The organism is Mesorhizobium sp. WSM4983 (assembly GCF_029625765.1).
Lineage (GTDB): Bacteria > Pseudomonadota > Alphaproteobacteria > Rhizobiales > Rhizobiaceae > Mesorhizobium.
Map to the genome: position 1 here is coordinate 275,314 of NZ_JARTVM010000001.1, position 21,822 is coordinate 297,135.

At 63.6% G+C, this 21,822-nt stretch carries 24 protein-coding genes; 16 read left to right on the forward strand and 8 right to left on the reverse strand.

Translation table 11 applies throughout. The features are described from left to right. Positions 1-27: 27 nt before the first annotated feature. From P9254_RS01495 to P9254_RS01530, 8 genes are all read left to right on the forward strand, one after another. Positions 28-342 carry an ArsR/SmtB family transcription factor gene (locus tag P9254_RS01495; RefSeq protein WP_067319753.1) on the forward strand — a complete coding sequence of 105 codons (315 nt, stop codon included), beginning with the start codon at positions 28-30 and terminating at the stop codon, positions 340-342. Continuing rightward, positions 339-830 (forward strand): SRPBCC family protein, encoded by a 492-nt coding sequence (locus P9254_RS01500; protein ID WP_278054095.1) that lies wholly within the window; start codon positions 339-341, stop codon positions 828-830. Before P9254_RS01495 ends, P9254_RS01500 begins: the two co-directional genes overlap by 4 nt. A 23-nt stretch (positions 831-853) precedes the next feature. Beyond that, on the forward strand, positions 854-1,459 hold the full coding sequence (locus tag P9254_RS01505; RefSeq protein ID WP_066992448.1) for an ATP-dependent Clp protease proteolytic subunit: 606 nt from the start codon (positions 854-856) through the stop codon (positions 1,457-1,459). 63 nt (positions 1,460-1,522) lie between these two features. Continuing rightward, entirely contained in the window at positions 1,523-1,807 is a 285-nt protein-coding gene (locus tag P9254_RS01510; RefSeq protein ID WP_127247998.1) for a hypothetical protein, read from the forward strand. A 748-nt stretch (positions 1,808-2,555) separates the two neighbouring features. Further along, the gene (gene uvrA, locus P9254_RS01515) at positions 2,556-5,477 is read left to right on the forward strand and encodes an excinuclease ABC subunit UvrA (RefSeq protein WP_278054092.1); all 2,922 of its coding nucleotides are present in this window, start codon (positions 2,556-2,558) and stop codon (positions 5,475-5,477) included. A gap of 35 nt (positions 5,478-5,512) precedes the next feature. Further along, entirely contained in the window at positions 5,513-5,977 is a 465-nt protein-coding gene (locus tag P9254_RS01520) for a GNAT family N-acetyltransferase (protein ID WP_066992439.1), read from the forward strand. Between the two features lie 27 nt (positions 5,978-6,004). Continuing rightward, a complete protein-coding gene (locus P9254_RS01525) occupies positions 6,005-6,811 on the forward strand; it encodes a DUF72 domain-containing protein (RefSeq protein WP_278054091.1) in 807 nt (268 codons plus the stop codon). Positions 6,812-7,019: 208 nt separating this feature from the next. Further along, complete coding sequence (locus P9254_RS01530) at positions 7,020-7,274, forward strand: hypothetical protein (protein ID WP_095777769.1); 255 nt, start codon at positions 7,020-7,022, stop codon at positions 7,272-7,274. Positions 7,275-7,382: 108 nt separating this feature from the next. Here the strand turns inward: P9254_RS01530 and P9254_RS01535 are convergent, their stop codons facing one another. Both P9254_RS01535 and P9254_RS29040 read right to left on the reverse strand, forming a co-directional pair. Then, entirely contained in the window at positions 7,383-7,559 is a 177-nt protein-coding gene (locus tag P9254_RS01535; RefSeq protein WP_082953673.1) for a hypothetical protein, read from the reverse strand. Between the two features lie 271 nt (positions 7,560-7,830). Beyond that, positions 7,831-8,127 (reverse strand): hypothetical protein, encoded by a 297-nt coding sequence (locus P9254_RS29040; RefSeq protein WP_442920289.1) that lies wholly within the window; start codon positions 8,125-8,127, stop codon positions 7,831-7,833. 381 nt (positions 8,128-8,508) lie between these two features. Here P9254_RS29040 and P9254_RS01545 point away from each other — a divergent pair, with 381 nt between their 5' ends. Next, complete coding sequence (locus P9254_RS01545; protein ID WP_278054089.1) at positions 8,509-8,901, forward strand: hypothetical protein; 393 nt, start codon at positions 8,509-8,511, stop codon at positions 8,899-8,901. A gap of 96 nt (positions 8,902-8,997) precedes the next feature. On the opposite strand, the gene P9254_RS01550 is transcribed toward P9254_RS01545, so the two are convergent. Both P9254_RS01550 and cckA read right to left on the reverse strand, forming a co-directional pair. Next, complete coding sequence (locus tag P9254_RS01550; RefSeq protein WP_278054088.1) at positions 8,998-9,705, reverse strand: phosphorylase family protein; 708 nt, start codon at positions 9,703-9,705, stop codon at positions 8,998-9,000. Positions 9,706-9,881: 176 nt separating this feature from the next. Then, positions 9,882-12,458 carry a cell cycle histidine kinase CckA gene (gene cckA, locus P9254_RS01555; protein ID WP_278054086.1) on the reverse strand — a complete coding sequence of 859 codons (2,577 nt, stop codon included), beginning with the start codon at positions 12,456-12,458 and terminating at the stop codon, positions 9,882-9,884. Positions 12,459-12,666: 208 nt separating this feature from the next. Between cckA and P9254_RS01560 the strand changes: the two genes are divergently transcribed. Next, a complete protein-coding gene (locus tag P9254_RS01560) occupies positions 12,667-13,377 on the forward strand; it encodes a flagellar biosynthetic protein FliO (RefSeq protein WP_067319739.1) in 711 nt (236 codons plus the stop codon). Between the two features lie 84 nt (positions 13,378-13,461). Here the strand turns inward: P9254_RS01560 and dksA are convergent, their stop codons facing one another. Beyond that, on the reverse strand, positions 13,462-13,878 hold the full coding sequence (gene dksA, locus P9254_RS01565) for an RNA polymerase-binding protein DksA (RefSeq protein WP_040972254.1): 417 nt from the start codon (positions 13,876-13,878) through the stop codon (positions 13,462-13,464). Positions 13,879-14,133: 255 nt separating this feature from the next. Here dksA and P9254_RS01570 point away from each other — a divergent pair, with 255 nt between their 5' ends. The 4 genes from P9254_RS01570 to P9254_RS01585 all read left to right on the forward strand — a co-directional run bounded on the left by P9254_RS01570 (position 14,134) and on the right by P9254_RS01585 (position 17,893). Next, entirely contained in the window at positions 14,134-14,637 is a 504-nt protein-coding gene (locus tag P9254_RS01570; protein WP_066992417.1) for a SixA phosphatase family protein, read from the forward strand. A gap of 62 nt (positions 14,638-14,699) precedes the next feature. After that, on the forward strand, positions 14,700-16,163 hold the full coding sequence (locus tag P9254_RS01575) for a YcjX family protein (protein ID WP_278054084.1): 1,464 nt from the start codon (positions 14,700-14,702) through the stop codon (positions 16,161-16,163). Beyond that, complete coding sequence (locus tag P9254_RS01580; protein WP_095825310.1) at positions 16,160-17,239, forward strand: YcjF family protein; 1,080 nt, start codon at positions 16,160-16,162, stop codon at positions 17,237-17,239. The genes P9254_RS01575 and P9254_RS01580 overlap by 4 nt, the downstream gene beginning before the upstream one ends. A gap of 99 nt (positions 17,240-17,338) precedes the next feature. Continuing rightward, positions 17,339-17,893 carry a hypothetical protein gene (locus P9254_RS01585; protein ID WP_066992408.1) on the forward strand — a complete coding sequence of 185 codons (555 nt, stop codon included), beginning with the start codon at positions 17,339-17,341 and terminating at the stop codon, positions 17,891-17,893. 68 nt (positions 17,894-17,961) lie between these two features. On the opposite strand, the gene P9254_RS01590 is transcribed toward P9254_RS01585, so the two are convergent. Then, entirely contained in the window at positions 17,962-18,228 is a 267-nt protein-coding gene (locus P9254_RS01590; protein ID WP_278054081.1) for a hypothetical protein, read from the reverse strand. 278 nt (positions 18,229-18,506) lie between these two features. Between P9254_RS01590 and P9254_RS01595 the strand changes: the two genes are divergently transcribed. Beyond that, positions 18,507-20,342 carry a monovalent cation:proton antiporter-2 (CPA2) family protein gene (locus P9254_RS01595; protein ID WP_278054079.1) on the forward strand — a complete coding sequence of 612 codons (1,836 nt, stop codon included), beginning with the start codon at positions 18,507-18,509 and terminating at the stop codon, positions 20,340-20,342. Positions 20,343-20,352: 10 nt separating this feature from the next. Next, positions 20,353-20,901, forward strand: coding sequence for a DUF924 family protein (locus tag P9254_RS01600; RefSeq protein ID WP_127324933.1), 549 nt, complete (start codon positions 20,353-20,355; stop codon positions 20,899-20,901). 64 nt (positions 20,902-20,965) lie between these two features. On the opposite strand, the gene folK is transcribed toward P9254_RS01600, so the two are convergent. Both folK and folB read right to left on the reverse strand, forming a co-directional pair. Next, complete coding sequence (gene folK, locus P9254_RS01605) at positions 20,966-21,478, reverse strand: 2-amino-4-hydroxy-6-hydroxymethyldihydropteridine diphosphokinase (protein ID WP_278054076.1); 513 nt, start codon at positions 21,476-21,478, stop codon at positions 20,966-20,968. Continuing rightward, on the reverse strand, positions 21,462-21,821 hold the full coding sequence (folB, locus tag P9254_RS01610) for a dihydroneopterin aldolase (protein WP_127216234.1): 360 nt from the start codon (positions 21,819-21,821) through the stop codon (positions 21,462-21,464). Before folB ends, folK begins: the two co-directional genes overlap by 17 nt. Position 21,822: the final 1 nt, after the last annotated feature.

Consider the following 21,822-nt stretch of genomic DNA (forward strand, 5'->3'; position numbering starts at 1 on the left):
CAATAAGTATGGACTTATGCTTTGTGCATGATCGAAGCAGAGATTTTCCGGGCCCTGGCCGATCCGACACGCCGCGCCGTCTACGAGCGGCTCGCGGCCGGCGAATTGACGGTGTCCGAGCTGCGCGCCGGCGTCAGCGTGTCGCAGCCGGCCGTCTCGCAGCATCTTGCCGTGCTGCGCGGCGCCGGACTGGTGATCGAGCGGCGCGCCGGCCGCAACGCCTATTACCGCGCCGACCCTCAAGGGCTCGATCCCTTGCTCGGCTGGATCGAACGCTACCGCGCCTTCTGGCCGGAGCGCATCGAGCGTTTGAAGAGGGTTCTGAAGGAAATGGACCAATGACGATTACCAAACACTCAGCAGCGGCCAACGCGCCGCTCAGCTTCGAATGCGAGCTTCCCGATCCGCCGGAAAAAGTCTGGCGGGCGCTCACCGAGCCGGAACTGCTCGCCGCTTGGCTGATGCCCAACGACATCAAGCCAGCGATCGGCGAGCGCTTTGCCTTTGCCGGACCAAACGCGCGGATCGAGTGCGAAGTGCTCGAGGCCGAGCCCGGCAAGCTGCTGCGCTATTCCTGGCGTGAGCGACCGGGCGTGGACGCTGCCGACCGGCTACCGGCATTCGACGGTCCCATCTTCGACAGCATTGTCACCTTCACGCTCGCGCGCACGGTTTCCGGCGGCACGCATCTCAGCATCGTCCATGATGGTTTCGCGACGGTCGCGCAACCTGTCGTCGCCGTTTCCGGCGCCGGCTGCGGGATTTCGCTCCACGCGCGCAAGAGCCCAGCTGCCGCCAACGCGCCAAGCATGATGCTGCGCGCGGCTTGACCAAAGAACCGAGGAGATCTGCGATGAGCGCCTTTGCCAATCTCGTGCCGATGGTGATCGAGCAGTCGAGCCGCGGCGAACGCGCCTTCGACATTTTCTCGCGGCTGCTGCGCGAACGCATCGTCTTCATCAACGGTGAGATCAATGACGGCGTGTCGGCGCTGGTCTGCGCGCAACTCCTGTCGCTGGAATCGGACCATCCCGACAAGGAGATATCGATCTACATCAACTCGCCGGGCGGCGTGGTGACCAGCGGCTTCGCCATCTACGACACCATGCAGTACATCTCCTGCCCGGTGTCGACGGTGTGCATGGGCTTTGCCGCCTCGATGGGTTCATTCCTGTTGATGGCAGGCTCGCCCGGTCGGCGCATCGCGCTGCCCAACACCAGGATCGTGCTGCATCAGCCGCTCGGCGGCTTCCAGGGCCAGGCCTCCGACATCCAGCGCCACGCCGAGGACATCCTGCGCACCAAGCGCCACATGACGGAACTTTACGCCAAGCATTGCGGCCGGACCTATGACGAGGTCGAGCGCACGCTCGACCGCGACTATTTCATGACCGCCGAGGAAGCGAAGGCCTGGGGCCTCGTCGACCATGTCTACGACACGCGCAAGAAGGCGGCCTGACCGCGCGGCAAATTGATTGCGGCGCATCTGGCCTCGCCTTCGGCGCGCCTCTATAGTTCGCGCATGATCCGAGCGCGTTCCTTGACGAATCTGGGTTTTGCCGTTGTCGCAGTCGCCGGCGTGCTTGCGGTCGGCACCGCCGCTTTTGCCGACGACAATTCGACACAAAAACTGCCCGGCGTGAGCAGCGACTACCGTATCGCCAAGCCCGCGCCGCAGCCCGAGCCTGACGACTCACTGCCAGCCGGCAGCAACGGCACGTTCAAGATCGGCGACACCGATGTCAGGATTTCGGGTAGCATAACCATCGACATGGCAACGGGCGCCATCAGGCCTCCCAACCACTGAAGCTTACCCCGCATTGCGGACGCCGGCGACGGACCTTCGACTCGCAAAATGCAAGCCCCGCCACTGCTTCCGCAGGTGGACGGGGCTTTCATGGATCTGAAACCCAATTTTAGCCGGGAGTGGACTGCCGGCGTTCTGTTTCGGATGCAACGCGGCTTTCAGCCGACGATCCGACTATGGTCTCTGATTGTAGGAATCGGCGGGTCACGTTTTTCGGTGGCGCTCACGCCTACCCTGGCACTATGCCCGCCGCGGCTCCATCGCTTCGTGGAGCCTCAAGGGACTGTCCGGTGGCGTCATGCTCCGCTCCTGGTCCGTTGTGGCAATGTCGTCCGAAGCGCAAATCGCTGAAGCCTGCGGCGTCTCGCAGGCCACCTCTGGGTGACGAGGCCATCGACAGACGGCCGGCTTCGTTGACGCCTTTGAGACTGCCCCCATGGGTCCGAGACGTCAACCGTTGAAGAGCCGGTTACAGAAAAATGTGATCGATCGGAGGTTACGTCCAGGTAAGTCGAATGCCTTCGACTGATCGGTCGCGACGGTTTTTGCAGCCGCTGTTTCCACAGTGCTTTGTCAGGAGGGTGTTCGGCCTTTGTTCTTTCCGCTTGCCCGCTCGCGCGAAAGGCGGTTAAACGCTTTGGTCGAGATTGTGGCGTCTCTCGACGCGGCGACGAGATTACCTACATAGGGGATGGCCGGGACAAACCCGCCAATCCAGCAAATTCCAGACCTGAGGCGGCGACCGGCGATGGCCGACCAAAAATATCTTTCCATTCGCGGCGCGCGCGAACACAATCTCAAGAACGTCGATCTCGACCTGCCGCGCGACAGCCTGATCGTCATGACCGGCCTGTCGGGATCCGGCAAGTCGTCGCTTGCCTTCGACACCATCTATGCCGAGGGTCAGCGTCGCTATGTCGAAAGCCTTTCGGCCTATGCCCGCCAGTTCCTGGAAATGATGCAGAAGCCGGACGTCGACCAGATCGACGGCTTGTCTCCCGCCATCTCGATCGAGCAGAAGACGACGTCGCGCAACCCGCGCTCGACAGTCGGCACCGTCACCGAAATCTACGACTATATGCGCCTGCTCTTCGCCCGCGTCGGCATTCCCTATTCGCCGGCCACCGGCCTGCCGATCGAAAGCCAGACGGTCAGCCAGATGGTTGACCGCGTGCTGGCGCTGGACGAGGGCACGCGTCTCTACCTGCTGGCGCCGATCGTGCGCGGCCGCAAGGGCGAATACCGCAAGGAACTTCTGGAGCTGCAGAAGAAGGGGTTCCAGCGCGTCAAGGTCGACGGCGTCTTCTACGAGATCGCCGACGTGCCGGCGCTGGACAAGAAATACAAGCACGACATCGACGTGGTCGTCGACCGCATCGTAGTTCGCGGCGATCTGGCGACGCGGCTTGCGGATTCGATGGAGACGGCGCTGAAGCTCGCCGACGGGCTTGCGGTGGCCGAGTTCGCCGACAAGCCGCTCGACGCCAGCCGGACGGGCGAGGACTCGGTCAACAAGTCGAAGAACGAGACGCATGAGCGCATCATGTTCTCGGAAAAATTCGCCTGCCCGGTGTCCGGCTTCACCATTCCCGAGATCGAGCCCAGGCTGTTCTCCTTCAACAATCCGTTCGGCGCCTGCCCGACCTGCGACGGCCTCGGCAGCCAGCGCGCCATCGACGCCAACCTCATTGTGCCGGACGAGAATGTCTCGCTGCGCGACGGCGCCATCAGCCCGTGGGCGAAATCGACCTCGCCCTATTACGCGCAGACGCTTGAGGCCTTGGGCAAGGCCTATGGCTTCAAGCTCGGCGACAAGTTCAAGGATCTGAGCGCCGAGGCGCAGCAGGCGGTGCTGCACGGCACGGGCGAGCGCGAGATCACCTTCCAGTATGACGACGGCCTGCGCTCCTACAAAACGATCAAGACTTTCGAGGGCGTCATCCCCAACCTCGACCGGCGCTGGAAGGAAACGGAATCGGCCTGGATGCGCGAGGAGATCGAGCGCTTCATGTCGGCCACCCCCTGCCCCGCCTGCAACGGCTACCGGCTGAAGCCGGAAGCGCTCTCGGTCAAGATCGCCGGCAGGCACATCGGCGAGGTCACGGAGCTGTCGATCCGCAAGGCCGACCGGTGGTTCACCGATCTGCCGGCGCAGCTCAACGAGAAGCAGAATGAGATCGCCGTCCGGGTGCTGAAGGAAATCCGCGAGCGCCTGCGTTTCTTGAACGATGTCGGCCTCGACTATCTGACGTTGTCGCGCAATTCCGGCACGCTGTCGGGCGGCGAGAGCCAGCGCATTCGTTTGGCTTCGCAGATCGGCTCCGGCTTGACGGGCGTGCTCTACGTGCTGGACGAGCCGTCTATCGGTCTGCACCAGCGCGACAATGCGCGCCTGCTCGATACGCTGAAGCACCTGCGCGACATCGGCAACACGGTGATCGTCGTCGAGCATGACGAGGACGCCATCCTGCATGCCGACTATGTCGTCGATATCGGCCCCGCCGCCGGCATCCATGGCGGTGAGATCATCGCGCAAGGCACGCCGCAGCAGATCATGGCGACGCCCGCCTCGATCACCGGCAAATATTTGTCGGGCGAGCTCGAGGTCGCGACGCCGGCGGTGCGCCGCGAGGCGAAAAAGAACCGGCGTATCAAGGTTATCGGCGCGCGCGGCAACAATTTGAAGAACGTCACGGCGGAGATCCCGCTCGGCACTTTCACCTGCGTCACCGGCGTCTCCGGCGGCGGCAAGTCGACCTTCCTGATCGAGACGCTGTTCAAGGCGGCCTCACGCCGCATCATGGGCTCGCGCGAGCATCCGGCCGAGCATGATCGCATCGAGGGCCTGGAGTTCCTCGACAAGGTCATCGATATCGACCAGTCGCCGATTGGCCGCACGCCGCGCTCCAACCCCGCCACTTATACCGGCGCCTTCACGCCGATCCGCGATTGGTTCGCCGGTCTGCCGGAGGCTAAGGCGCGCGGCTATCAGCCGGGCCGTTTCTCCTTCAACGTCAAGGGCGGCCGCTGCGAGGCGTGCCAGGGCGACGGCGTCATCAAGATCGAGATGCACTTCCTGCCCGACGTCTACGTCACCTGCGACGTCTGCCATGGCAAGCGCTACAACCGCGAGACGCTGGACGTGCTGTTCAAGGGCAAGTCGATCGCCGACGTGCTCGACATGACGGTGGAGGAAGGTGTCGAGTTCTTCTCGGCGGTGCCCGGCGTGCGCGACAAGCTCGAGACGCTGAAGCAGGTCGGGCTCGGCTACATCCATATCGGCCAGCAGGCGACGACGCTCTCAGGCGGCGAGGCGCAGCGCATCAAGCTGGCCAAGGAACTGTCGCGCAAGGCGACCGGGAAGACGCTCTACATCCTGGATGAGCCGACCACCGGCCTGCATTTCCACGACGTCGCCAAGCTTCTCGAAGTGCTGCATGAGCTGGTCGACCAGGGCAACACGGTGGTGGTGATCGAGCACAACCTCGAAGTCATCAAGACCGCCGACTGGGTGCTCGACCTCGGCCCCGAGGGCGGCGACGGCGGTGGCGAGCTGGTAGCCTCCGGCACGCCGGAAGCGATCGTGCGCGAAAAGCGCAGCTACACCGGCCAGTTCCTGAAGGAGCTTCTGGAGCGGCGCCCCCGGGGCAAGCGCGAAGCGGCCGAGTGAGCGAGTGGGTCGGCAAGCGTTTGGAACAGTCTCAAATGAAGATCAGGCAAGCGCTTGCAGGTGATCTCCAAGCTGTCGTCGCGATAACCACGGACGCCTACGCCCCCTATACCGCCCTGTTCGGCGCGCCACCGATCCCGGTGACCGAGGACTATGCACCCCGCATTGCGCGCGGCGAGGTCTGGCTGCTGGAGGATGGTTCCGATCTGGCCGGGCTGCTTGTCCTCGAGCGGCACGACGATCATGCCATGATCTTCAGCGTTGCCGTTTCGCCGGCCTTCCAGGGCAGGAAACTCGGCATCGCGCTGCTCGACTTCGCCGACGAGCAGGCGCGGTCATGGGGCGTGCCGGAGGTGCGGCTCTACACCAATTCGCGCATGGAGCGGAACATCGCGCTCTATTCGGCTTACGGCTATCGGGAAACGGGTCGCCGCGCCAACCCATACCGGCCAGGATGGATATTGGTCGACATGGCCAAGCCGGTCGACAAAGCAGCCTGAGCCGCATTCAAAACTCGGAGGAGGAAGATGATGAGCCAAGGAAAGATCCGCTCCGGCATGGGCGGCTGGACCTTCGAGCCCTGGGACACGTCCTTCTATCCGGAGAAGCTCGCCAAGGCCAAGCAGTTGCACTATGCCAGCCGCCAGGTGCCGAGCATCGAGGTCAACGGCACCTATTATTCCAGCTTCAAGGAGCCGACCTTCGTCAAGTGGGCGAACGATACGCCTGACGGCTTCGTCTTTTCGCTCAAGGGCAACCGCTTCGTCACCAACCGCCGCCTGCTCGGCGAGGCCGGGGAATCGATAATGCGCTTCCTCGGCTCGGGCATTGTCGCGCTCGGCGACAAGCTGGGACCGATCCTGTGGCAGTTCGCGCCGACAAAGAAGTTCGATGCGGACGATCTCGAGGCCTTCCTGAAGCTGCTGCCCGACAAGCAGGACGGCGTGCCGCTGCGCCATGCGCTCGAAGTGCGGCATGACAGCTTCATCGTGCCGGAATTTCCGGCTCTGGCGCGCAAATACAGTGCCGCCATCGTCTATGCCGACCACGCCAAATATCCGGCGATCGCCGACGTCACCGGCGATTTCGTCTATGCGCGCCTGCAAACCGGCAGCGACGACAATCCCGATTGCTACACGCCGAAAGGGCTCGACGAATGGGCGGGCCGCGTCAAGACCTGGGCGGAAGGCAGGCAACCGGTCGACCTGCCGCGCGCCGATCCCAAGACCGACGCGCCGGTCAAGCCGCGCGACGTGTTCGCCTATTTCATAAGCGAGGGCAAGGTGCGCGCGCCCTTCGGTGCCATGGCGCTGATGAAGCGGGTGGCGGCCTAAACTGCCGCAGCTCTTTGTTGGAACGCCGGAAGTTTGCCCGGCGCGGAACGCCGTCGGCGGTTGGCTTGTCGGAACCTGCCGGCCATGTTGACCGTTCTGTCCCAGCCGATCGCGAGGTCGGCGGAGGGTTATCTCGCCGAAAGATTCGGTACGGCGACCTCGCGAAACGCTCGCCACATCCCGCAGCGTCGGAAAGGAGCGAGGGAAGATGACCGTCATCCTTGGTGCGTTGCTTACCATCGCAGGCGTCGTCTACATGGCAGGCGCCACTTTGAGGCGCGGACGCCTGAGTGACCCGGCATCTACAGCGCCGGACCGTCCGGCGCCGAACCTGGCAACACCAGGCCCCACACTGGAGCCGCGGCGACGCGGACTCCGTTTCCTCGGCCTGTCTCAGAATTGGCCAGGTCTGGTGATGATGGCGCTCGGCATCATACTGCTGTTGTCGGTGTTCGTCCTCTGACCTTACGGAATGTCGGAGTCTTCGCTCGCAGCCGCGTGCTCGACATCCACCGCTGCGCTTGAAGCTCAGAGCAATTCCGGAACGGTTGAAGTCTTGCTGCTCAGGCCGTCAGTGGTGCCCGATTACTTCGTTATAGGCGTCGAGGTCAACGTAAAAAACCTTGGTTATTTCGCCGAGCAGATCATCCTCGTCGTAGCCCTGCGACATCAGGATGTTGATCGCCGTCATGATATCGACGCGCTCGGTCAGTCGCCGCTTCTGATAGTCCTCGACAAAACGTTCCATCGCCTTCCCCTGGCAAGCTTTTGTTGGACTATCGACCGACAATCACTGCGGGGAAAGCTAGGCGAGCTTGCTTGCGCGGACCTTGCGGGCGGAGCCCGCGCCATCCCCTTCATCTCGACTGATACGGAAAGAGCCCGACTCACCGAGGCCATGGAAAGACTAGCATGCGCTAATGGCCACACAGAGCCGTCGAACACTTCGTCATCCTTCCGCGTAACGACGCGAACCGAAGCGAAGACCCAAGGATCCATTCCGTTACTAGGAAGCGTCATCAACGGTGCATAATCAGCAATGATCTAGGCGTCCGCACGAGGAATCTATTCTGCATCGCGAGACCGGCGACGGCGTGCGTAGCTTCGGCCGCATCACCAGCGCCCGCCCGAGTGGCGAGCTGCCGCTGGTCACCGCACAGGTCGCCGCCGCGCCGCGAAGGCATCTGCCTCAGCACCGCAAACACCTCGAAGACATGCGAAGGAATGTTGCGGTCGCCGCGCTGAAGCGGCGCGAAGCCGGACTTCAGATTTTCGAGGACCGTGAGCAGCGGAGAGATCTCCCTGCCCTGCGGCACGATGCGATGCCCGACCGGGCGCGGTCATACGCCGCGCTCCGGTCGAGCGCCTTCCCCTCGAAGGCAACCCTTCCGCTCGTCAACCGGCGATGGTTGACGATTCGATCTCATCAAACTTGGTTGCAAGCCACGTGCCAAACGCGGACGCATGCGGGGGTCAGGAGAACTAGTCATTAAATACAAACACTTAGCCTTGAGAAGCGAATAAAACGACGCCGATCAAGCACCCTGGGTTTGAGAAAACGTTGCGCAGCTCTGCCTAGATTTTGCCCAAATCATAAAATTGCCCAATGCTTAATCTCGTCTCCGTGCCGGCACTCGCCGGCCAGTTGCGGGGCAGCGGCAAAATGGGGCAAGGTCGCCGCCGAAATGAGCGACCGCATGGCCTTCCCGATTCGCATTCTTCTGAGCTTGCTGCTTCTTGCGTCGGCCGTGGGCAAGGCCGGCGCGGACTTCGCCGAAGGCAAGCTTCCGGACGGCGTCTATCATTGCGAGGTCTATCTGCTCGGCCTCTTCATCAATCTCGGCGACATCACCATCAAGGGCAATGTCTATAGCGGCCCAGTGACCTTCGGCACGTCGGGAGCCTACAACTACCAGATGGACGCCAATGGCGAGATCAGCTGGCTCGGCCCGCTCGGCGGCTATACGAGCGGCGGCAACTCGATCTCGCTGACACAGGCGACGCTCGACGATCCAGGCGCTCCCTCCTTCGACATCATCATGAAGCAGCAGGACGGCGCCTTTACCGCCTCCACCTGCACGAAACATTGATCGAGAAAGGAACTTCGCTTCGATGCTGCGCACAACCTACCGCTTTATCTGCGGGTCGCCGGCCGACAGCCGAGGGGCAGTTGAAGCGGAAACCGCCTAAGCAGTGACCGCGACTTCCAGCGCCAGGCGGGTCATGTCGGTGAACAGCGCCTGGCGTTCGGAATACTCGGTCTGCTCGTCGGCGGCGACGTGGTCGACCACGGTCAGCAGCGATAGGGCGCGCGCGCCGAACTGCGCCGAGATGCGGTAGAGCGCGCTGGTTTCCATGTCGACCGCCAGCGCGCCGAGCGCCCTGGGCTCGTCGAAGCGGGCGCGGCCATCGGGATGATGGAAGATGTCGCTGCAGACGGTCAGGCCGGCGCTGCAGGCAATGCCGAGATCGGCGGCCCGCTGCAGCGCCAGCGCATGGAGCGCCTCATCGGGGCCGGCCGGCTGGTAAAGTCCGAACACCTGCCCGCTGATCGGGCCCTCGGCGCGCACGGCGCTTGAAACGACCAAGCCCCGCAGCGGAACGTCGTCCGACAATGCGCCGCATGTTCCTGTGCGGATCAGCGTCTTCACGCCATGATAGTCCAGCAACTCATGGGCATAGATCAAGAAAGAAGAGACGCCGATGCCGGTTGCCTGGATGCTGACCGGCGTACCGCGGAAACGGCCAGTGAAGCCGAGGGCGCCCCGACGGAGATTGATGCAGCGCGGCGCCTCCAGAAAAGTTTGCGCCATCCACTGCGCGCGCTCGGGGTCGCCCGGCAGCAGCACCGTTTCGGCATAATCTCCCCTGCCCGCCTCGATGTGCGGCGTCACGCGCTATCACCCCCATGACAGGACCCATCCGATCGCCATCATGGCAGGCTCGCTGCAATGTGCAAGCGGTAGCTGTTTAAGACATATCGCCTAAAAGGGCGCAGCGCTTTGGGGAGAATGACCTGCGTCAAACAAAGAACTAAAGCGCGTCGCCGGATCTGCTTCAGCGATGCGCTTTAAGATTCCAGCACGTCTTTGACGATCGTCGCCAGTTGCTTGAGCGAGAAGGGTTTGGGCAGGAAGCCGAAATGCGCATCGGCCGGCAGGTTTTTGGCAAAGGCGTCCTCGGCATAGCCGGAAACGAAGACGAATTTTATGTCCGGCTGGCGCTTGCGCAGCTCGCCGAGCAGCGTCGGCCCGTCCATTTCCGGCATCACCACATCGGACACCACGATGTCGACCTTGCCGCCGAGCGCCTCGAAGACCTCCAGCGCCTCAACGCCGGAGGAAGCCTCGTGCACGGTATAGCCGCGCGAGGTCAGCGCCCTCACGCCGCCCATGCGAACGGCGTCCTCGTCCTCGACCAGAAGCACGGTCGCCGAACCTGAGAGGTCCTTCAGCGTGTCGGCCGGCTTGGCTGGAGCTGCCGCCGCAGTGTCGGCAGGCTCGCTCGCCTTCTTCACCTCCGTCACGTGGCGCGGCAGGAAGATGCGGAACACCGTGCCTTTGCCAACCTCGGAATCGCAGTAGATGAAGCCGCCGGTCTGCTTGATGATGCCATAGACCATCGAGAGGCCAAGGCCCGTTCCCTTGCCGACCTCCTTTGTGGTGAAGAACGGCTCGAATATCTTCTTCAGCACCTCCGGCGCGATGCCGCTGCCCGTGTCCTCGACCTCGACCAGCACATAATCGGCCGGGATAAGCTCGCGATACGGGAAGGATTTGCACTCCTCGGCCATGACGTTGCGGGTGCGCACGGTAAGATCGCCGCCGGTGGGCATCGCATCGCGCGCGTTGACGGCGAGATTGACTACCACCTGCTCGAATTGGCCGATGTCGACCTTGACCGGCCACAGATCGCGCCCGTGATCGATCTTCAGCCTGATATCGTTGCCCACCAGGCGGGCAAGCAGCATGCGCAGATCGGCAAGCACATCGGTCAGGTTGAGAACTTCCGGCCGCAGGGTCTGCTTGCGCGAGAAGGCCAGCAACTGCCTAACAAGCGACGCCGCCCGGTTGGCGTTCTGCTTGATGTTCATGATGTCGGGGAAGGACGGGTCCGACGGCCGGTGGTTGGTGAGCAGGAGGTCCGACGCCATGATGATGGCGGTGAGCACGTTGTTGAAGTCGTGCGCGATGCCGCCGGCAAGCTGGCCGACCGCCTGCATCTTCTGGCTCTGCGCCATCTGGCCCTCGAGCGCCTTCTGCTCGGTAGTCTCGACGGCGTAGACGATGGCCGATTCCTCCGCACCCTCGCTACCGGCGCCGTCGGCGACGGCATTCACGTAGAAGCGGATGTGGCGCTCCTCATGCCCAGGCAGCAACGAGTCGATCGGCTCGATATTGGCCTGCCGCTGCCGCGCCTTCTCGAAGGCGGCGGCGAAGGCCGGCCGGTCGCGTTCATGCACCACGCTCTCAAAACGCACACGCCGGTCGACAGCGTCTCGGTCGACGACGGACGAAAACAGCGACAGGAACGGCGCATTGGTGCGCAGGATGCGCCCGCCGGCATCGACGCCGGCTATCGCCATCGGCGTCGAGTTGAAGAAACGCGTGAAGCGCACCTCCGAGGCGCGCAGGTCGGCGGACGCGTCCTCACCCTGGGTGCGGTTGAGCACGATGGTGCGCGTCGGCCCGTTCACTCCTTCGCGGCTCGCCGAAACGCGGTGCATGAAGCGGACGGGCAGTGCCTGGCCGCTCATTGTCGTCAGATCAAGGTCGATGACGGCGTTGCGCGTGGCGCCGGGATCAGCCTTGACCGAGCGGACGAGCGCCATGCCGTCGCCGGCAACGATCTCCGGCAGCGTGACCGCGCCCGGGGTGAAGCTGGCAAGGTCGATGCCCAGCCATTCGGCAAGCGTCGCATTGATATAGGTGACGCGGCCTTCCTGGTCGGCCGAGAAGAAGCCTGCGGGCGCGTGGTCGAGATGGTCTATCGCCTTTTGCAGGTCGAGGAAGAAACGCTCCTGTTCCGCCCGCTCCTGCGAAATGTCTGCGATCTGCCAGGCAAGCAGCGGCAGCCGCTGGCCCGGCACGTTGAAGGCGCGCGCGCGGACGCGGTACCAGCGCGCGCCCGGCTCGGCCCCAGGCTTGATCGACTGCGCCAGGCGGAATTCACCGTCGCCCGCCTGGCCGTCGCGCAGGCCGGACGCCAGCCGGTAGATGGTCATCGAGGCCTCGGGGACGTCCGAAAGCAGCCCCTCGACCGTCTTGAGGTCCGCCGCCGAAGCGGCCCCCGTCATCTCGGCATAGGCCCGGTTGGCGTAGATTACGCGACCCTTGGTGTCGGTGACCAGGAGGCCTTGCGACATTGAATCGACGAACGCTTTGGACAGCTCGTCGCCGGTTGAACGCGGGGCGATCTGCACGAAGCCGATCGCCGTCGCGAACAGAAAGCCGACGCCGATCATGGCGAGCACGCCAAGCATGCCGAGCAGGAACGGATCGCCGAGGCGCTCGCGGAACAACCCGAAAACGACCGCCGCGCCGGTCAAAACGACGATGAAGATGATGAGCCTGGCGATGGCGCCCGGACGCGTGTTTTGGTCGACGATCGGTACCGGATAGAAATCGCCGCGCGTTTCCTTGGCCATGTGCCCCCTGCTCGTGATTCCGATGCCCCGACACCCGCGAAAGGCCGGTTGAATCACATTCTCCTGTAGCGGAAAAGGCCCGGACGGCAAATGTCCGATAAAATCAGCGATTCATGTTTCAAACTGTTCACGATGGGTGATGTCGCCTTGCGGAGGCTAGTCCCTAAGGTCTAGTGTCGCGTCACTTCAAAGGCGATTGGGTGCACCGATGCTGCAGTGGCTGGATAGCGTAGCGGGGCCGGGTTACGTCGCTGCAATTCTATGGACGTTCGCGGCCCTTGTTCTGCTGGTCGTGGTCCTGCTCGTCATCAAGGTAGTCCGCAACCTGACTTTCGGCACCTTCGTTGCCGGAGGCCGGAATCGCAAGACACGGCTCGCCGTCATGGACGCCACCGCTGTCGACAGCCACCGCCGGCTGGTGCTGGTGCGGCGCGACGATATCGAACACCTCATCCTGATCGGCGGCCCGACTGATGTCGTGGTCGAACGAGACATAAGGCTGGCAGCACCTCGCCGTCCGGCGCTGACCGGAGACAGCGGCCAGCAGCAGGCCGCCGCGCCGCGCCCGCGGGCGCCTCAGCCCGCACCCGCCCCGGCCAGGCAGCCGACCGCACCGGCGCCGGCTCCCGTGAGCGAGCCCGTGTCGCGCCCGCGCGCGGCGCCCCCTCCGGCAAAGCCGCCGGTACCGCCTCCCCCAGCCGCGAAAGTCATGCCGCTCCCTGCGTATGGGACGAATGGCACTGGCCGGCAGGCCCCGCCGCAGCCCTCCAACGACTCGATCGACGACACACTGATGCACGAGCTCGAGGCATCGTTGGAGGAGTCCCATTCCAAACCGGCAAGCAAGCCGGCGGCGAAGCCCTCGCTCGATGACGAGATGACCAAGCTTCTCGGCGAGCTGGCCAGCCACAAACGCTGACCCCCAAAGGATTGCCGCTCAAAAAAGAAAATGGCCGGAAAGATCCGGCCATTTTCGCAAAACCTGCGTCTGTCCCAACCCGCGTCAGTCGTCGCGGTAGACCTTCTCGCGGCGTTCGTGGCGCTCCTGCGCCTCGATCGACAGCGTCGCGATCGGGCGGGCGTCGAGCCGCTTCAGCGCGATCGGCTCGCCGGTTTCCTCGCAATAGCCATAGGTGCCTTCGTCGATCCGCTGCAGCGCGGAGTCGATTTTCGAGATCAGCTTGCGCTGGCGATCGCGGGCGCGCAGTTCGATGGCTCGGTCGGTTTCGGAAGAGGCGCGGTCGGCTAGGTCGGGATGGTTGGCGTTTTCTTGCTGGAGGATTTCGAGTGTTTCACGCGCTTCGCGAAGGATGTCATTCTTCCATGTGATAAGCTTCTGGCGGAAGTATGATTTCTGCCGTTCGTTCATGAACGGCTCGTCTTCGGAGGGTACGTAATCGGCGGTAACGATGTCGTTCATTCGACTCACCCAACAACCCCAAATTTGGCGCCTATATATTCGCGGACAAGGGGCTGCACAAGCGGAAACAATAACAGTTTCACGCATTTGTTAGTCTTCGCAGCAGCAGGCATTCGCGGCAGCCATTTCTCAACGGTCGGGATCGAAATCATCAGCGATTCGGCGCGGTTGCGCGTCCTATGCCATTGTGCACGACACCGTTCTGGTGACTAATCGCCAAAACGCTCAGCGTATTCAACATAAAGGGGGAGCCGGTTGAGCAGACTTTATCTGTTGAGGCATGCCAAAGCCGGATGGGCGCTGCCCGGTGTTCGTGACTTCGATCGTCCGCTCGACGAATCGGGCATGGCCGACGCTGAGGCGATGGGTGACGCCATGCGGGCCCGGGACTACGTGCCGGATGTCACGCTCTGCTCCAACGCCAAGCGAGCACGGCAGACCCTGGAAGGCCTTGCGGGCCGCACCGACACCGGCCGGGTGCTGTTCTTCGACACACTCTACAGCGAAGATGCCGCCGGTTATCTCGAAATCATTCGTAAGAACAGCGGGGCCGGCTCATTGCTGGTGATCGGCCACAATCCGATGACCGAGGACCTGGCCATGGCGGTGTCGGGCGACGGCGATGAGACCGCGCGAGGCATGCTCAACCACGGCTTTCCCACTTCCGGACTCGCCGTCGTGCGTTTTCCCGGCAATCTCGGTGAAGCAGGCCAAGGCCGTGGTTATCTCGAGGCCTTTCTCAGTCCCGCCGATCTCTGACACCATTTCAAACGCCTTGCCCAAGGCCTATATCGGCCCTGACGGGCGACCCAGAGGCAGATTTGGCATCATCGCTGACCACTTTCACCGACGAGGCGAGGATTGCGCTCGACACGTTGTCGGGCCGGGCCGCCGGGCTCTTCTCCCCATCCCTGCGACTGGGCGTCACCGGCCTCTCCCGCGCCGGCAAGACGGTGTTCATTTCCGCTCTCGTCCATAACCTTATCCATGGCGGGCGGCTGCCGCTGTTCGAAGCGCAAAAATCGGGCCGCATCGCCCGCGCCTTGCTCGAGGAGCAGCCGGACGACGCCGTCCCGCGCTTCCAGTACGAGGACCATGTCGCGGCCCTGGTCGACGACCGTGTCTGGCCGGATTCGACGCGCGCCATTTCAGAGCTGAGGCTGACCATCGAATACGAGTCGGCCTCCGGCTGGAACCGGCTGTTTTCGGCCGGAAAGCTGTCGATCGACATCGTCGATTATCCCGGCGAATGGCTGCTTGACCTGCCGCTGCTCGGTAAATCTTTCGCCGATTTTTCGCGCGAGGCGGTGGAGCTGGCCGCCCTGCCGGTCCGCTCCGACCTGTCACAGGCGTGGCAGGAGCTGGCCTCCTCGGTCGATCCGGACGCCGACGCGGACGAGATGACGGCGCGCCGTCTCGCCGAAAGCTTCGCCGCCTATCTCAAGGCTTGCAAGCTCGACGAACGTGCGCTGTCGACGCTGCCGCCGGGTCGTTTCCTGATGCCGGGCGATCTCGAAGGCTCGCCGGCGCTGACCTTCGCGCCGCTGATGAAATTGTCCGAACGGCGCCGCCCCGGATCGCTGCAGGCGATGATGGAGCGCCGCTACGAGGCCTACAAGACGCATGTCGTAAAACCGTTCTTTCGCGAGCACATCACCCGTCTCGACCGCCAGATCGTGCTGATAGACGCCATGCAGGCGCTCAACGCCGGCCCGGCCGCCATGGCCGACCTCGAACGGGCCGTCACCGAAATCCTCTCCTGCTTCCGACCCGGGCGGGGCAATTTCGTCACCGACCTGTTTTCGAGGCGCATCGACCGCATCCTGGTGGCGGCGACCAAAGCCGACCAGTTGCACCACGAAAGCCATGACCGGCTGCAGGCGATCGTGCGCCGCCTGGCCGACCGGGCGGTGGCGCGGGCCAATTTCAGCGGCGCCGATGTCGATGTGGTCGCCATGGCGGCGGTGCGCTCGACCCGCGAGGGCACCGTGAAGCAAGGCCGCGAGACATTGCCGGTGATCATCGGCACGCCCTTGAAAGGCGAGAAGATCAACGGCGAGACATTCGACGGCAAAGCCGAAACAGCCATATTTCCCGGTGACTTGCCGGAAAAGGTCGATCCCGTGTTCGACGTTTCCGGGCAGCAGGCGGAAAACAATGCGATCCGTTTCGTGCGCTTTCGTCCGCCGAAGCTCGAGCGGACGGCCGAAGGCGTCACGCTGTCTTTGCCGCATATTCGCCTCGACCGCGCGCTTCAGTTCCTGATCGGAGATCGTTTGGCATGAATCCGCCCCGCAAACCGGCGGCCTTCCGCATCGAGCCCGAGCCCGCGCCAAGGCACGAGGCGCCGCAGAAGCGTGGCGCCGAACAGCCCGTGCGCAGGCCACGCGCCGCCAGGGCCGATGTCGCCGTGGTCATTCCCTCGGAGATCGACGTTTTCGACCAGCCGGATATCGAGCAGGCCCCGCCGCCACCGGCGACCGCTCCAAGGAGGCGCTCGCTGCTGGCACGCCTGTTTTTCGGAGCTTTCGGCGTGCTTGTCTCGCTCGCGGTGGGCCTGTGGACGGATCAGCTCATCCGTGATCTTTTCGCGCGCGCCGAATGGCTGGGCTGGCTGGCGGCCGGCATGGCGGCCATCGCGCTTTTGTCGCTGCTGATCGTCCTGATCCGCGAGTTCCTCGCCATCGCACGCCTCGCTGAGGTCGAGAAACTACAGCGACGGGCCGTGGATGCGGTGGCGCGCGACGACCCCAAGGCCGCGCGCGCTCTGGTCGACGAGCTTTCCGCCTTCGTCGCGGCAAAACCGGAGACCGCGGCCGGCCGCCGCTCGCTCGCCGAATTGCGAGGCGAGATCATCGATGGCGCCAATCTGGTGCGGCTCGCCGAGACCGAGATTCTGTCGCCGCTCGATGCCCGCGCCAAGATGATGATCCTGGAGGCCGCGAAGCGCGTCTCGCTGGTGACGGCGGTCAGCCCGCGCGCGTTGGTCGACGTCGCCTATGTCGTGTTCGAAGCCGGCAGGTTGATCCGGCGCCTGTCGGAACTTTATGGCGGCCGTCCCGGCACGCTGGGCTTCTTCCGCCTGGCGCGCGGTGTGCTTGCCCATCTCGCGGTGACCGGCTCGATCGCCGTCGGCGACAGTTTCGTGCAGCAGATCGTCGGCCACGGCCTTGCCGCGAAGCTCTCGGCAAAGCTTGGTGAAGGCGTCGTCAACGGCATGATGACGGCGCGCATTGGCATCGCGGCGATGGAAACGACGCGCCCGCTGCCGTTCATTGCGGTAAAGCGACCGGGGCTAGGCGATTTCCTCTCGGCATTGACCTCGTTCGCGACGCGAAAGGATGGCCGAAGCGAGCAGTAAGGTAAATGCAGAAACGGTCGCCAGTGACGAAGCATTAACCAATCTTCTTCATGGTCACTCTGGTTCCAACAGCAGACTCGTTCGTGCCGGGTGTTGTCAATGAGAAGCGTAATCTTGTCCTGCGTCATGACCGCAACGGTTGCGGCCGCCGTACCGCTCGGCCTCGTCGAAAGGGCCTTTGGAGCAGAGGCTGACAAGCAGTTTTTCCGCTCGGTCGAAGGCAAATGGGTCGGCCCTGGCGAAATCATCGCCGGCAAATACAAGGGCACGAAATTCACCTGCAATTTCAACGGTTCCACGCCGGACGGCAAGGTCGGCATGACGCTAGACGGCGACTGCCGGGTCGGCGTCTTCACCCAGAAGATGTCGGCGACGGTCGAACGCCGGGGCCGGGATGGTTACAAAGGCACTTTCATGGGCGGCTCGACCGGCAACGGCATGGACATTGTCGGCGGCAATGTCGTCGATCCCCAAAAGGTCGTCTTCACCATTAACCGCAATCAGTTGAACGGCGTCATGCAGGCGCGCGTTCCCGACGACAATTCGATGACCGTGACGGTCGCCGTGCGCGTCGACAAGCAGCTGGTGCCGGTCATCGGCATGAGCCTAAAGCGGGTCGACACGGTCGAAGTCGGCTCGATCGCGAAGAACTGAGCAAAGGCGATCGAGGAAGACAAAAGGCGGCAGCCAATGGCCACCGCCTTCTTTCGTTTTGACATGGCTCAACCCTTGATGGCGGCAGTCACTTCGTCATATGCCTTGCAGGCTTCGTCCAGCGTCGTGGCATTCTGATATTTCGTCGTCACGGCCTGCACCTTGGCCGTCAGATCAGCCGCCTTGCTCGGATCCTTGGTGATTGCTTCCTGAAGCGCGGCAGCCATGTCCTGCGCCTTCTTGGCGGCGATCTCCTGTGTGCACTCCGGTCCCTTCGAACAGGCCGAAACGGCCGGCGCCGCAACGCCAACGGCAACGAGCAAAAACTTCTTCATGTCATGTCAGTCATCTCCTCAAAAAAAGGCAGCGGCCCATCGCCGCTGCCCTCCAATGGCTGAAGCTCCATAGCCAAAGCCTACCGGCCTTAACCTTTGATTGTGGCGGCGCGCAACGACCGGGCTGCGTAAACTTGTGTACGAAGCTGCAGCGGGAGTTTGCCTGACGGCACACGCTCGTTTTCGGGCCGACACCCCTGCTCTTCCTGCCAGGCCCCCTGCCCTTGCCTCGCCCTCCCGCTGCATGCAAGGAGTGCTGAAACGAAAGGACGGTAGTCATGGCGGCTGAAGCATCGGGCAGCGATCTCGTACAGGTAGTGGCGCTGCTCGCTGCCGGCGTGATCGCCGTGCCGATCTTCAAGCGCATCGGGCTGGGCTCCATCCTCGGCTATCTCGCTGCTGGTGTGGTCATCGGGCCGTTCGGCCTCCGCATTTTTTCCGAATCGGAAGCCATCCTTCACGTCGCCGAGCTTGGCGTCGTCATGTTCCTGTTCATCATCGGCCTGGAAATGCAGCCGTCGCGACTCTGGGGCCTGCGCCGGGAAATCTTTGGTCTCGGCGCACTGCAGGTTGGCGTCTGCGCCGTTCTGTTGACGCTTGTCGGCCTGGCCGGAGGCTTTCCGATCGCGCAATCCTTCGTCGCCGGCGCCGGCTTCGTGCTGACCTCGACCGCGATCGTCATGCAACTGCTCGAGGAGCGCGGCGAGATCGCCGCGCCCAAGGGGCAGCGCATCGTCTCGATCCTTCTGCTCGAAGACCTGATGATCGTGCCGCTTCTGGCGCTGGTGGCGTTCCTGGCGCCCGGGGGCGCGGAGACCAGCCTGTCTGAGCGCTTGACCGAAGTGGGGATCGGGATCGCGGCGATCGTCGGCCTCGTCGTGGCCGGTCGCTATCTGCTCAACCCGCTCTTCCGCATCCTGGCCGATGCCCGCGCCCGCGAAGTGATGACGGCCGCCGCCCTGCTGGTGGTGCTTGGGTCGGCGCTAGCCATGCAGCTTTCCGGTTTGTCGATGGCGATGGGTGCGTTCCTCGCCGGCGTGCTGCTCTCCGAATCGACCTTCCGCCACCAGCTCGAAGCCGATATCGAGCCGTTTCGCGGCATCCTGCTCGGCCTGTTCTTTCTTGCCGTCGGCATGTCGCTCGACCTTGGCGTCGTCGCCCAGAACTGGCGCCTAGTCGCCATTTATGTCGTCGCCTATATGGTCATGAAGGGGCTCGGCATCTATCTGGTCGCGCGTATGCTCAAGAGCGGCCATCGCGAGGCGCTCGAGCGCGCCGTCTTCATGGCGCAGGGCGGCGAATTCGCCTTTGTGCTCTATTCCTCGGCCGCCGTCGTCGGCATCATCGACGGCCAGGCCAATTCCACGCTGACCGCAATCGTCATCATCTCCATGGTGCTGACGCCCGTGGCTATCTTGGCACTGCGCTACCTCACCCCGCGCGACGAGCAATCGCTGGAAGGCGTCGACATCGCCGACGGGCTAACCGGCAGCGTGCTGATCATCGGCTTCGGCCGCTTCGGCCAGATCGCCAGCCAGCCGCTGCTTTTGCGCGGCCTCGACGTCTCGATCATCGACAATGAGGTCGAGATGATCCAGGCGGCGGCCGATTTCGGCTTCAAGGTCTATTACGGCGACGGCACGCGGCTCGACATCCTGCGTGCGGCGGGCGCTGGCCGCGCGCGCGCCGTGCTGATCTGCGTCGACAAACCGGACGTGGCCGTGCGCATCGCGCAATTGATCAAGGCCGAATTCCCGCTGGTCACTATCCTGGCGCGTGCCTTCGACCGCGGCACCGCGCTGCAACTCATCCGCGCAGGCGTCGACTATCAGTTACGCGAGACCTTTGAATCGGCGCTGGTCTTCGGCGGCTCGGCCCTGGAAGCGCTGGGCGTCGATCCGGAAGAGGTAGCCGAGGTCATCGAGGACGTCCGCCGCCGCGACACAGCTCGCATCGAGACACAGCTCGCCGAAGGTATCCGCGCCGGCCAGCGCTTTCTCAAAGGCAATATCGGCACGCCGATCCCGACCCCGCTCGCGCAGCCGCGCCGCGCCGGCCGGGCGCTGAACGAAGAGACGGCCGGCGTGCTGAACAAGGCAGAGACGAAGAGCTGAGGAGCAACGCATGGCAGAACTCGACCCGCGGGCGCTTGCCGTCACCAAATTCTGGCGCGATGCCGGCGAGGACGCCTGGTTCGAAAAGAACGACGCGTTCGACTCGGGTTTCCGCGACTGCTTCCTCGAGCTGCACCACGCCGCCGCCCGGCGCGAATGCGACGCCTGGAGCGAGCATGCCGAAGGATCGCTGGCGCTGATGATCCTGCTCGACCAGTTTCCGCGCAACTGCTTCCGCGGCACCGGACATATGTACGCGACCGATCCGCTGGCCAGGCATTTCGCCGACCTGGCGATCGCCGCCGGTCAGGATCTTGAGCTCGAAGAAGCGCTTCGTGTCTTCCTCTATCTCCCCTTCGAGCATTCGGAGTCGCTCGCGGATCAGGAACGCTCGCTCGAACTCACAGCGGCGAGGGCGCCGGATTATATTAAATACGCCAAGGAGCACCTGGAGATCATCCAGCGCTTCGGGCGCTTCCCGCATCGAAACAAAATGCTCGGCCGCGAGACGACGCCCGAGGAAAAGACGTTTCTCGAGGGCGGCGGTTTCTCCGGCTGATAGCCGGACCAATTCCAGAAGTGTAGCGGTTTTCCGCCCAGAAAATTGCTTGAAAACAAACGGCTCAGCCGAGCCACCACTCGCGGCCGGACGGCAGCCGCTCGATCCCCGAAATATCGACGGCGCCGAGCCGCTCCGACACGCTTTTGTTGCCGACCACAAGATCGGGCGCGATCTCGGCCAGCGGCGCCAGCACGAAGGCCCGCTCCAGCATGCGCGGGTGGGGAACCTCAAGGCCCGTCTCGTGGATCACCCGGTCACCGAACACCAGAATGTCGATGTCGATCAGGCGCGGCCCCCAACGTTCCTCGCGCACCCGCTTCAGGCGCCTTTCGACGTCCAGGCAGAGATCGAGCAGGCCGCGTGGCGAGCGCGCGGTTTCGATCCCGGCGGAGGCATTGAGAAAATCCGGCTGGTCGAGCTTGCCCCACGGCGGCGTCCGATACAGTGAGGAAACAGCGGTGACGCGCGTCTTGTCGTCGCCGTCCAGCATGCGCAGCGCCGCGGCCATGGATTTCGCCGGATCGCCGAGATTGCCGCCGAGGCTAAGGTAGACGGCGCTATTGAGGCCAGACAACTGTCACCTCGACATGATCGAGCACGCCCGGAACCGGGGCGTTCGGCTTGCGCACGGTAATTTCCGCTTTCCTGATCTGTGGAAAGCGCGCCGCCAGCGCTTTCGCCACTTCCAGCGCCAGCGCCTCGATCAGGAAACGCCGGTGCCCGGTGACGATCTTCTCGATGACCGCGAAGGCGATGCCGTAATTGACGGTATCCTCGATCGAATCGTCCTCCAGCGGCCGGCTGGGCTCGACGATGAGTTCGGCGTCGACATAAAAACGCTGACCGAGCGTCTCCTCCTCGTCCAGCACGCCGTGCCGGGCAAAGAAGGCGCAGTTCTTCATGCGGATGACATACATC